At 41.8% G+C, this 12915-nt stretch carries 10 protein-coding genes; 6 read left to right on the forward strand and 4 right to left on the reverse strand.

Annotated elements, in window-relative coordinates:
- Positions 1-66: 66 nt before the first annotated feature.
- From B9Y81_RS07590 to B9Y81_RS07600, 3 genes are read right to left on the reverse strand one after another with little or no spacing between them, the layout of a single operon-like run.
- The gene (locus B9Y81_RS07590) at positions 67-1758 is read right to left on the reverse strand and encodes an alkaline phosphatase (RefSeq protein WP_085536381.1); all 1692 of its coding nucleotides are present in this window, start codon (positions 1756-1758) and stop codon (positions 67-69) included.
- A gap of 14 nt (positions 1759-1772) precedes the next feature.
- Positions 1773-2945: a M24 family metallopeptidase gene (locus tag B9Y81_RS07595; protein ID WP_085536572.1), complete on the reverse strand. Its 1173-nt coding sequence runs from the start codon at positions 2943-2945 to the stop codon at positions 1773-1775.
- Between the two features lie 35 nt (positions 2946-2980).
- Positions 2981-4300 carry an L-cysteine desulfidase family protein gene (locus B9Y81_RS07600; RefSeq protein WP_085536382.1) on the reverse strand — a complete coding sequence of 440 codons (1320 nt, stop codon included), beginning with the start codon at positions 4298-4300 and terminating at the stop codon, positions 2981-2983.
- Positions 4301-4540: 240 nt separating this feature from the next.
- Here B9Y81_RS07600 and B9Y81_RS07605 point away from each other — a divergent pair, with 240 nt between their 5' ends.
- The 6 genes from B9Y81_RS07605 to B9Y81_RS07635 all read left to right on the forward strand — a co-directional run bounded on the left by B9Y81_RS07605 (position 4541) and on the right by B9Y81_RS07635 (position 11550).
- On the forward strand, positions 4541-5698 hold the full coding sequence (locus B9Y81_RS07605; RefSeq protein WP_085536383.1) for an NAD(P) transhydrogenase subunit alpha: 1158 nt from the start codon (positions 4541-4543) through the stop codon (positions 5696-5698).
- 80 nt (positions 5699-5778) lie between these two features.
- Complete coding sequence (locus B9Y81_RS07610) at positions 5779-6090, forward strand: NAD(P) transhydrogenase subunit alpha part 2 (RefSeq protein WP_085536384.1); 312 nt, start codon at positions 5779-5781, stop codon at positions 6088-6090.
- On the forward strand, positions 6087-8045 hold the full coding sequence (locus B9Y81_RS07615) for an NAD(P)(+) transhydrogenase (Re/Si-specific) subunit beta (protein WP_085536385.1): 1959 nt from the start codon (positions 6087-6089) through the stop codon (positions 8043-8045). The genes B9Y81_RS07610 and B9Y81_RS07615 overlap by 4 nt, the downstream gene beginning before the upstream one ends.
- 379 nt (positions 8046-8424) lie before the next feature.
- Entirely contained in the window at positions 8425-9729 is a 1305-nt protein-coding gene (guaD, locus tag B9Y81_RS07625) for a guanine deaminase (protein ID WP_085536573.1), read from the forward strand.
- Positions 9730-9943: 214 nt separating this feature from the next.
- Entirely contained in the window at positions 9944-10561 is a 618-nt protein-coding gene (locus tag B9Y81_RS07630; protein WP_085536387.1) for a DUF6088 family protein, read from the forward strand.
- Positions 10558-11550, forward strand: coding sequence for a nucleotidyl transferase AbiEii/AbiGii toxin family protein (locus tag B9Y81_RS07635; RefSeq protein WP_085536388.1), 993 nt, complete (start codon positions 10558-10560; stop codon positions 11548-11550). The genes B9Y81_RS07630 and B9Y81_RS07635 overlap by 4 nt, the downstream gene beginning before the upstream one ends.
- Positions 11551-11603: 53 nt before the next feature.
- On the opposite strand, the gene B9Y81_RS07640 is transcribed toward B9Y81_RS07635, so the two are convergent.
- Positions 11604-12872 (reverse strand): type IX secretion system plug protein, encoded by a 1269-nt coding sequence (locus B9Y81_RS07640; RefSeq protein ID WP_085536389.1) that lies wholly within the window; start codon positions 12870-12872, stop codon positions 11604-11606.
- Between the last annotated feature and the right edge of the window lie 43 nt (positions 12873-12915).

Here is a 12915-nt window from a genome sequence, read left to right on the forward strand (position 1 = left end):
TTAAGTATTCTGTCTATATATGCAAATGTATAAAAAAAGCGGAGACCTTTCAGCCTCCGCTTTTTATTATTTCAAGTAATCTGTTAATGCTTGCGGTAAATAAAATGTATTGTTTTTATCTACATAAACAACCACCGAATTCAACCGGATTTCTTCATTGGCTTTCTTGCCGGCCTTCACAATATTAGAGAAAGGCGTAATTGTCAGCTGTTTCTTCTTATTCTTAACAATTAAAACAGGTAAGCCTCCCTCCTCTTTTGAAGGTATTACTTCAAATTTATAATCACTGAACACGTCGGTATGCTTTGCGAAATATTGATTGCTTAAATCATCTAATTTTCCACTGAAGCCCATAACTTCACAAAGATACTGGTTCAACTCTATATTCGTTTGCATACCTAACGGTATTGTGTTTTGCGGATGATAAGCAGCCAGGAAAACTTCCTCGCCGGTATGTCCACCCGTTGTAAAACCAAAACAAGTCTTAGATGTAATTATTTTTGCCATAAAAGAGGTAAGCGAACCACTATACATAGAAGCCTCAACCCCATCCGCCGAACGTTGATCTTCAGGAATAGGACTATTTTTATAGTCTTTACAGTTGTTTAACGCATGTAATTCCTGTTCACTCAATTCAAATCCGGCATATTCTCTGAAAAGATTCTGCACTTCAGCCGCAGGGATTTCATTAACCTTACGAGCAAATCCCTGAGCCGTCATTTTAAATTTGGAGAACTGTCCGAACAACTGATGTTTTGACAACTTATCATATCCGGTACAACGACTTACGCCAATACTGAGTCCGCTATTACCATGATCGGGTAGGATAACTACAGCTGTTTCTCCGTTTTGACGTGCAAAATCCAATGCAACTCCACACGCTTTATCAAAAGCGATGAAATCAGTAGCCATACCAATAGGATCATTGCCATGTGCTGCCCAGTCAACCTTACTACCTTCTACCATCAAAAAGAAACCATTTTCGTTTCGAGACAGTTTTTCAATAGCAATACGCGTCATTTCTTCAATAGAAGGCTGTTCGTTCACGTTACGATCCAGATCATAATCCATATCTCTTTCACCGTATAAAGCCCACATCTTGTCTCCCTTATCGGCGCGCATGGCTTTCAAATCATCTTTGTAAACCGAATAGCCGTTTGCTTTCAGATAAGCTTCGCTTTCAGCAGGAAGCAGCGTCGTTCCTCCACCGATAACGACAGACAAATCATTGTGTGCCATCTGCGGAGCGATCCATTCATACTTTCCTCTATTGTAGCTATGCGCAGAACAGTCGGCAGGTGTAGCATGTGGAAATTCACAAGTAAAAACAAGTCCGCCTGCCTTGCCATCCAATAATTTCGCAGCTTCCAATACGGTTATCAGCGGTTGGTAAGCACGCTCAGGATCCATCGGATAGATATCATTACCCGGATCTGCAACAGGATAAGTAGACACGTAGCCTGTACGACTTGGATGACCGGTCATATAACAAGACGTAGTAGGCGCCGAATCTCCGATAGGAGCATTAGACGAATGCGTACGCACCGTACCACATAGGTATGGATCAATATTCAACTTCGGTTTGTCCGGGTTAGAATACCATTGCAACCAACGAGCAGTCGACATTGTAGCCAACGATGCACCATCCGGAATCAACACGATTAAATTCTTTACAGGTTTTACTTCTCCTTTGTTTGTCGCGTTCAAGGGCAACAAAATCGCTAAAAGCAGAAGACCTAATGCAAGAGTTCTTTTCATAGCTTGATTATCATTTAAAAATTAATAATATTTTCAGCAGCACAGGTAAGCTTTTCAACCCCTGCGGCTGTTACCAAATAACTGTTTTCAACACCCACAGCTCCCACTCCGGGAATAACAAATTTAGGCTCAAGGGCGAACACCATTCCTTCCGCCAGCAAATCTTTAGAACGAGCAGTAAGCACCGGCAATTCATTTATCTGAAGCCCGATACCGTGCCCCACGAATTTAGCTTGTTGCTTAGTTCCCATAAAATACGCTGACAAACCCTCTTTACCGGCAATCGATTCCGCCAGATTAAAAATTTCCGCAGTAGAAAATCCGGGCTGAGCTTTACTTTCCATTTCATACTGTATATCCAAAGACACCTGATGTGCTTTATAAGCCAATTCAGGCAGTTTACCTACGGCAAATACCCGTGTCATATCTGTGCAATACGCGGTATAATTACCGGCCATATCAACCATAACGGCTGTGCCGTCTTTGAGTAATGTTCCGTTTGCGCCAATCGGACAGGAAACATCTACTCCGGCCCCACCCAAAGCGAAGTCAAACGGAGAAGGAGCCTCTGCATTCTCTCCGGCAAGAATACTCCCCATAAAAATATCCATATTTGATCCGAACGTACGAAAAACGCCAAAAGAACCGTTCTTCCTCATTCGCCGTTCTATTTCGTACTGAAATTCGAGATCAGTCATTCCTGCGCGATAGCATTCGGGAATTTCAGAATAAGTCTTTGTATGCATCTTACCTGAAATTCTAAACTGTTCGATCTCCCAGGGAGTTTTTATCCGGCGGATTTCACGCATCATTGTTGTTGCATTACCCGTCTTTTCCGGTGTAAACAAAGCCTGTAACCTTACATAATCATTATAAGTAAGTTCATCGGCTTCAAGCATGATCGACTTAGGCTTTTCCATTCCGAGATCAGCCATATAATCGACTATTTGTTCCGGTTTACGGATATAAAAAACCGATTTACCGTCCAACCCATTCGGGCGTTTTACAAAAAAAAGCGGATCACCGGTAGCCGGAAGATAAAAATAACCATTATAAATTTGTCCGGATACGTAAAAGAGGTTTACATCCATGCTCAACAAACAAGCATCATACCCTTTTTCAGACAGATAGGATTGGATATTTTTCCACTTGATCCTTATATCATCAATTAAATTCTCTTTGATCATCATAAACTAAAATCTTCTTTCAAAACTCAAAGATATTAATAATTCTTTTTTTCGGTGGAAGTATTCTGTTTTTTTCCGGTCATAATTTCAAGTACCATTTTATCGGTCGTTTCCATTCCTATGGAACCTATCCGCGTAAGGTTGCTGATTGTATTGTCTACATCCTCGTCAATAATACCTTCAATATCGGTCACCACTTTATTTTCCATAGCCATCAACGCGGAAAGCATAGCCGTGGAAACACCGCTGGAAACTTTCATCGCGCAACTTGGCTTGGCTCCATCGCAGATCATTCCGGTCAGGTTGCCGATCATATTCTTTACCGCGTATGAAACCTGCTCCCTGTTTCCACCCATCAGGTATGTTATTCCACAACTTGCTCCGGTAGCAGCAACTACACAACCGCACAAGGCAGACAAACGGCCAAGACTCTGTTTTATATAAACAACCATCAAATGACTTAACATCAACGAGCGGATCAATTGTTCCTCTGTGCATTGCACATCTTCGGCAAAAGACAAAACAGGTAGCGTAGCCGCGATTCCCTGATTTCCACTGCCCGAATTGCTCATTACCGGAACCATCGCTCCATCCATACGCACATCACAAGCCGAGGAAGTCATTGCCAACATACGGGTCAGCGAAGTATCTCCCATGTATTTTTTACCATACGTTCCGGTTACGATCCGGCCCACCGAGTGACCATATTCATGCTTTGATGCTTCTTCAGCCGCTTTCTTATTCAGCCGGGCAGCATCCAGAATAAAACGAATATCTTCCAAAGGCACAGTCATCGCGAACTCATATACCGTTGCAAATGAAAGGCGAAAATCAGTCTCTTCCCCATTTTCATCCGGTTTGCAAACAGCAGAAGTAGAATCCAGCAAGACCACGCCCTCCTTTTCCAGGTAAACAAATTGCGTATGTCCATGCGAAATAATCGCCTTTGCGCTGACTGATTTATTTGAACATACAACTTCGATATAAAGCTTGTCTACATTTTCTTTCAGCGAAACAAAAATCATCTTATCAGCTATCATTTTACGCCCTTCCTCCACCGCTTCCGGTGTCAGATCACGCAATACCTCCAGTCCATAAGCCGATTTTCCAATCAATGCACCTAAAGCAATAGCAATAGGCAGCCCCACCATTCCGGTTCCGGGAATTCCCACTCCCATGGCATTTTTCAGCACATTCGCACTAAGAAAAACGTCAATCCGATCCGGTTTAGCTTCCAACAACTCAGTAGCCCTGGCAGAAGCCAAAGCAACAGCAACCGGCTCGGTGCAACCGATAGCCGGAACAACTTCTTTTTTAAGTAATCTGATAATCTGATTGATCGTGTTTCTTTCCATTGTGTATTTATTCGGACGTTTAAGTCATATATCGAGCCACAAAGATAGTGTTTAACAGGCTGAAAAATGCAAAAAACATTAATTCCTTAACCTACCGTTATCATATATACCTTAGTTTCAGTTTGGATTCTAATATTTTATATATTTGTATCACTTTGTAAACGCTCAGGTCTGCCAAAAATAGTTATTCATATTCAAAGCACCTGAAAGCGGCTTTAAAACAATTAAAAAAATATTATTATGATTATTGGAATTCCTAAAGAAATTATGCCCGGCGAAGCGCGCGTATCTGCAACACCGGAAACAGTCAAAAAGTTTATTGCAGATGGAGCAACAGTTTTAGTAGAAAAAAACGCAGGTGCCGGATCTTTCTATTTCGATGAAGATTACATAAATTCCGGAGCTCAAATCATTGATTCGGCAAAAGAAGTTTTTGAAAAAGCCGATCTTATCTTAAAGGTAAAAGAGCCCTTGTTCAACAAAACGTATGACACCCATGAAGTAGACCTGATGCATAAAGGTCAGCATCTGATCACGTTTATACATCCGGCATCTCCGGTTAACCACCAAATGGTAAAAAAACTGGCGGCAAACGGCATTACAAGCATGACCCTTGATGGTGTTCCCCGTATATCACGGGCGCAAACTATGGACGCGCTCACCTCTATGAGCACATGCGCGGGATACAAAGGTATTTTATTGGCCGCAAACGCGATGTCTAAATTTATGCCTCCTATGTTCACCGCGGTGGGTTCCATACCTCCGGCTAAAGTATTGGTTATCGGTGTGGGCGTAGGCGGATTGCAGGCATTAGCTACCGCGAAACGACTCGGAGCGATCACGTATGCAACAGATATTCGTCCGGCGGCAATCGAACAAGCTCAAAGTTTGGGTGCAAAAATAGTGGATGCCGGAGTTCCTTCCGAATTAGCAATCGCTGAAGGTGGCTATGCAAAAAATTTACCGAAAGAATGGGTGGAGAAAGAGCGTGAAAAACTACGTGAAACGATCAAAGATATGGACATTGTTTTCTGCAGTGCTTTAGTGCCGGGCAAAGTGGCCCCTATACTTATAACGGAAGACATGGTAAAGGAAATGAAAAACGGTTCGGTTATCGTTGACATATCCGTTGATCAGGGCGGCAACTGCGACATAACTCCGGCAGGAACAACCGAAGTAAAACACGGCGTTACAATAATAGGTATTAAAAACATTCCGGGAATGCTCCCCAGCAGCTCAACATGGATGTTCTCTAATAATGTATACAACTTAGCGAAATACCTGATCAAAGACGGTAAAATAAGTTTAGATACGACTGACGAAATAGTTAAATCCATATTGGTTACTATTGACGGTGAAATAGTGCATGCCGGAACACTGGAGGCTATGCAACAATAACCGGATTGAGAATTTTTCTGACTGTAGATGCGCACGACCGCGCGCATCTACATACACCACCTATCACAAAATAAAAGCAAATGAATCCGATCTTTTTAATCCTGATTTTTATCGCATCCTCGATTGTAGGATACTTTATTATAAAAAATGTGCCCAGTCTATTGCATACTCCCTTGATGACAGGCATGAATGCTCTGGCCGGTATTTGTCTGTTAGGCGCTGTTGTAACTGTAGGTTACTCTTACCAAACAGAAGGAGCCGATATGCTTATCGGACAGGTTTTCGGTGGTATAGGCATAATTCTTGCCACAGTAAATGTCGTAGCCGGTTTTGCCGTTACACATCGAATGCTGAAAATGTTTAAACACAAAGATAACTCCGACAAGAAATGACAGACACATTATATTATATCATTTGTGGCCTGCTCTCTCTGTTAGCCCTCGCCGGTATATCGATGATGAGCAAAGTTAAAACAGCCACCCGGGGAAATTTAATTCTTTCACTCTCTTTACTTGCCGGTTTTATAACCACGTTATTACACTACAAAATCGTAGAAGTCACTACCATTTATGTTTTCATCCTTGTGGGTTGTGTTATTGGTGCATACATTGCACGTAAGGTACAGATGATGCAGATGCCACAAACCGTTGCCATGCTTAATGGTCTTGGCGGACTTGCGGGAGCGATTGTAGGCGGACTTACTTATATTGGCATTGGTGTTGATGAAGTGATAAAGTACCCTTTGTTTGTAAACGTAACTGCTGTAGTTGCAGTTATTGTGGGGATGGTAACTTTTGTAGGCAGTATGGTTGCAGCCGGAAAACTGCACCGTTTATTATCTCAAAAACCTGTTATATGGAAAAATCATGAAGCTATTCTGCTGCTTACCATTATTGGTTCTTTAACAGCCATTGCGCTGAGCTTCTTTACAGGCAGAGGCTTCGGGGTTTTAGCTGATCCTTACTTCATTCTTACACTTGCCATACTCTCCGGTTCTTTATTCGGATTAGCCTTCTCCATCCGTGTAGGTGGAGCAGATATGCCGATTACAATTTCCTTGCTAACTTCTTTAGCCGGGGTTGCCGCTGCTATTGCCGGTCTGGCTATCGGCGATTTATTAGTTGTTTCTATCGGAGGTATCGTTGGCTCGTCCGGGTTAATTCTTACACAGATTATGTGTCGTGCCATGAACCGTAATTTAATGGTTATCCTGACCGGTAAAACATCGGTAGCAAGCGGTAATGTGGTGAAGGTTACCGGCGATTCGGCAGCAACGCCTCCTGAAGAGTCTAAACCGTGCGACTATAGTACCTTATTAAACAACGCCAAACGGGCAATTATTGTGCCCGGATATGGCATGGCGTTAGCACAAGCCCAGCACTTGGTAAGGCAATTGGCGGATAAACTCGAAGCACAGGGAACGGATGTAAAATACGCCATACACCCTGTTGCAGGACGTATGCCCGGACACATGAACGTATTATTGGCAGAAGCCGATGTGCCCTACGACAAGCTATATGAAATGGACGCCGTGAACGATGACTTCAAGGATACGGATATTGTAATTGTGATCGGAGCAAACGATGTGCTCAACCCGGCCGCCCGTGACGCTGTAGACACCCCGATTTACGGCATGCCGGTATTGAATGTAGATCAGGCAAAGCACATTATTATCTGCAACTACGACTTAAGTCCCGGATACGCCGGAGTGCCTAATCCGCTTTACGAAATGAAGGATAAGGTAACCTTGCTGTTGGGCGACGCGAAAGAATCGCTCACTACATTGATTTATAAAGATGAGCAGTCCGGTCTATCTACAGAAGAAGAAACAAATACGGACAGCCCGTTGAACGACACTGCCTCCCTGCTGAAAAACGCCAAACGGGCAATTATTGTACCCGGATATGGTATGGCGTTAGCACAAGCTCAGCACTTGGTAAGGCAATTGGCGGATAAACTTGAAGCACAGGGAACGGATGTAAAATACGCCATACACCCCGTTGCAGGACGTATGCCCGGACACATGAACGTATTATTGGCAGAAGCCGATGTGCCCTACGACAAGTTATACGAAATGGACGCCGTGAACGATGACTTCAAGGATACGGATATTGTAATTGTGATCGGAGCAAACGATGTGCTCAACCCGGCCGCCCGTGATGCTGTAGACACCCCAATATATGGTATGCCGGTATTGAATGTAGATCAGGCAAAACACATTATTATCTGCAACTACGACTTAAATCCCGGATACGCCGGAGTGCCTAATCCGCTTTACGAAATGAAGGATAAGGTAACCTTACTGTTGGGCGACGCGAAAGAATCGCTCACTACATTGATTTCTTAGCAACGCATAATCCGGTATAGACACGCGGTATCGCGTCTATACCGGCATAACGATCTGGTGAAAATTCCGGATAAAAACCGACTCCGACTAAGAGCCTGTTTAACAATTCAGATTCACGATAAATCCGGGGATATATTCCGCTTGTTTTTTACAATACTATATGTTTTAAAATATATCCTTTATTTTTTCGGAAATAACCTTTATTTTTGGAAAAATAACCTTTATGTTTTTACCACTATACAAGAAGCTGATATTCAGACTAATTGATCTCAAGCATAAAAAAGTAACTTTTCCCCCAATTTTAACTTAAAATTGAAAAAATGTGATTGTGCAGACAAGTGTTGCATACATTACCGGCTTTTTTATAAATTTGGGCAATATGCAGGAGAAACATCATTTATTTAAAGGAGATATATTTCATTTCACAAAATCGCCTTTGGAGTATAAAGATTCTTATGAATTTATCCCCAACGGAGCGCTTGTTATTGCCGACGGTAAGGTGTTGGAAACCGGAGTTTACGCGTCTCTCAAATCTAAATACGCATCGATTCGGGAAACGGATTACAGCGGACAATTACTTATGCCCGGCCTGATTGACGCGCACGTGCATTATGCTCAAACGGAAATGTTGGGAATGTACGGCAAACAATTGCTCGATTGGCTTAACGACTATACTTTTCCGGCCGAACTGCAATTTAACGCAGCCGATCACGCGACTCGTATCGCACGTAGTTTTATTGAAGAATTACTTCGCAACGGCACAACCTCATGCGTGGCCTACCCTACGGTTCATACCAACTCGGTCAATGCGTTATTCCAAGTTGCTTCCGAATACAATATGCGCCTTATCACAGGCAAAATCCTCATGGACAGAAATGCACCGGAAGGGCTGACAGACAACGTGGAAACAGGAGAAAAAGCGTGTCGGGAATTAATCGAAAAATGGCATGGAAGCGGAAGAAACAGCTATGCGATCACCCCTCGTTTTGCCCTGACAAGCACCCCGGAACAGCTCCGTATGGCTGGTCGTTTGCACGCTCTCTATCCGGACACTTATATACAGACGCATTTATCTGAAAACCGAAACGAAATAGCTTCTACTTTAGCATTATATCCCGGTTGTTCGGACTATCTGGAAGTTTACGAACGGGCAGGACTAATAACAGACCGAACGCTGTTAGGACACGGCGTTCATTTATCAGACAGCGAGCTGAAAAGAATAGCCGCGGCAAAAGCCATCATTGCGCATTGTCCTACTTCCAATCTGTTTTTAGGAAGCGGACTTTTCGAAATGAAGCGCGCGAATAACATGGGCATACAGACAGTTCTTGCCACCGACGTAGGTGCCGGAACCTCTTTTTCCATGCTGAAAACAATGGCCGAATCCTACAAAATTCAGCAAACAACAGGGTATTCGATGTCCGTATTGGAAACATTATACAAATCAACCCTGGGCACAGCCAAGGCATTGAATATGGCAGATAAAACAGGCAGTTTCCTACCCGGAACAGAAGCCGATTTCATAGTCGTAAACAGCGCAACCACCCCTACCCAACAACTAAGACGTGATTATTTAGTGCGCTCCGGCAAATGGACAATCGAAAACCAATTGTTCGGATTACAAACATTAGGCGACGACCGAAACATCTCAGCCACTTATCTTATGGGGAAGAAGGTTTGGTAAGGATCAAAACACTGACATGCTGTTCTGTACTCTTTCAAAACCAATCAGGCGATCATAACGCGCACCTATCGGACGGTAATAAACTGCAATGGCGTATTCGTTTTATGATGTCATAACAGAATACTTACCTGTAATCGTTAAACGGAAATAATTCATTACATTTGTCCGAAATTTACCGAATATTTCGGACACATTAGATAAAAGAATACCAGTTATGGATGATAGTATTTCAAAAAAAATAAGAGAGCGAGTTAGCCAATCTGAAAAGGGTAAATTATTCTCAATCAATGATTTTGAAGATTTAAACAACGATAATCTCGTTACGCGAACACTGTCCCGTCTACAAAACGAAGGCGTCATTGTCCGTGTGGCAACCGGTATTTATATAAATCCCCAAAAAACACAGTTTGGTATTGTCTATCCTACTATTGACCAAATTGCCCATAAAATAGCTGAGCGTGATAAAGCACAAATTATGCCTACAGGCGATACAGCATTAAACATATTGGGGTTTTCTACGCAAGTACCCATGAATGCTGTTTATATAACCAATGGTGCAAAGCGAAAAGTGAAGGTTGGCGAAAGAAATATTGTCTTCAAAAATGTTGTTCAAAAAAATTTTCAGTTCAAAGGCAATCTTCTTCCATTGATTATCATTGCATTAAAAGAAGTTGGAGAAAACCGTGTGACTAACGAAATGAGGAACAGAATAGTTGAACTTATTACGGCGGGTGCGGCTAATGAACGGGCAACCATGATGCACGACCTATACCTATCGCCAGTATGGATTAAGGAATTACTTCTACCAATCATAAAAACAGTAACAGAATGAGTATTTGGCTGAATTATACCAATGAAGAGAAATTGGTTTTGTTACAACAGACAGCTGAAGCTAAAAGGATTGCAGCAGAACAAGCGATAGAAAAGGATTGGTGGGTAAGTGTCGTTTTAGTAGCACTCTCGAAAACGTCTTGGGCTGACGTTCTTCAATTCAAAGGTGGAACGTCGCTCAGTAAATCATGGGGACTGATTAATCGGTTTAGTGAAGATATTGATTTGGCTATAAACCGATCTTTCTTTCACTTACCCGAAGAAACAAATCAACAACGAACTAAAATTCGCAGAAAGGCATTTCATTATATAGATAAGAAACTACTTCCGGAGTTAGATGGCATACTTTCTTCAGAAGGAATAACAGGTTATAAAATTGAGCTTATTACCAAAAACAGCAGCGATATGGTTACTGTTGTGGAAGTAAAATATCAGAGTATTCTTCCGAATAGAATAGATTACCTACTTCCGGTTATAAAGATTGAGTTTAGTGCTATGTCATTGGATGAACCATTTGTAAAACAAGAAATAACTACGCTTATCCATTCCCATTTCCCAGTAATTGACAGCAAGCTAACATGTCTTTTTAAATCGGTATTGCCGGAACGAACCTTTTTGGAAAAGATATTCTTGTTGCACGAGGAGTATCAAAAGGAAAATCCACGTACGGATAGGATGTCGAGACATCTGTATGATCTGGAAAAGATGATGGATAGTTCATTTGCGCAATCAGCATTGGAGAACATTGATTTATATAAGGCGGTAGTCAATCACAGACAAAAGTTCAACAACTTGAAAGAGATTGACTATGCGACGCATACACCGGCTCTGATACAAATTTCTCCTCCGGACCATTTGATAGGTAGCTGGAGAAAAGACTACGAAAATATGAAAGAGAGTTTCATTTACGATGAAAACAAAAAATCATTCGATACAATTATTGAAAGGATGGACGAACTTATCAGCAGAATAAGAAAAATCGACCTATAATGAAAGGAAACATCTCAGCCACTTATCTTATGGGGAAGAAGGTTTGGTAAGGATCAAAACACTGACATGCTGTTCTGTACTCTTTCAAAACCAATCAGGCGATCATAACGCGCACCTATCGGACGGTAATAAACCGCAATGGTGTATTCGTTTTCCGTTTCTGCGAAATCCCCTTCAACAGGATAAGTCAGGCCTATTTTTTCTCCATCAGGCACAAACAGGTATTGGTAATTGTAACTACCGGCTTTCAGCAACAAACTTTTTTCATACTGCCCGGCTTCATGGTTATACTCCATCCGGCTCTCCTCATTGAAGTTGTTGCAAAGAAACTGTCCGTTAAGATATACATCCCCCCCCGGAATTTCATCCTCTGCCAAGGTGAAATGAACAATGAAATAATCGGCTTCCGTATCCGGATCGCTACAATCGCTGCATCGCGTAAAAAAACGTCCGTTCTGATCCTGATCGTATTGGTAAGAGAACTGATTTCTGCTGTGATCCGGGAAAAGTGTCATGTGATAAAATGGATTAAAAAACTGAACCTGCTCCACATGCATTCCATTGTATTTATTGCTCAGAAACTCCATCCTCCGGTATTCATTCCCCGCCTTAAAAATAAGTTCACTATTATGCGAATAGACCAATTGGTTTTGCAAAATGGAGGACGGTTTAAGATCGGTCACAAAATTATCCCGGCGTTCATTTTGATAAACACAAACCTTCATATCAGTAAGGGGATGAGGAATAGGAAAGTTTTTGTGATCAATGGAGAATTCAAGTTGCTGATGATTTTTATTCACATCGATATCAGTAATACCCGATATTTTCGTGCTTATCGAAACAAGAGATTCAGCTACATAGAAACAAGCCGTAAAAAGAATCTTGTCGGGCTCGGATTCGTCGTAAACTTTCACCGCATAATTGCCGGACAGTTTGAATTGAACATCTTCATTAGGCAAATAAAACCGATAATTAGCGTAAGCAGTAGTCGTTGCCATTGAGTTGGCAAAATCATCAATCGTGGTCCCCTGAAATCCGGAAATATACTCAATAGGTAAAACCGGTGAAGGGGTCCAATCCGCGTTGCAATGCACAATAGAATACGCATAACGGGTATAACCATCACCCAACACATCAAAATTTATTTCCAATTGCTTATCACCGTTCAGATTTATCACCGGATTTGAAAAAAATTCACCCGCGTTTTTTATTTGTAAATTTTTAATTGTCCGGCTAAAAACAGAAGTGTTATAAATTTCCTCTGTTTTACCATTAAAAGCAACAATCAGAAACAAAAATAAGAAGGATACTACTCGTTTCATACCTATTACGACTTTTATTCTATAAGGATACAAATTTATGGAT

This window comes from Massilibacteroides vaginae (assembly GCF_900178525.1).
Classification (GTDB): Bacteria; Bacteroidota; Bacteroidia; order Bacteroidales; family Tannerellaceae; genus Massilibacteroides; species Massilibacteroides vaginae.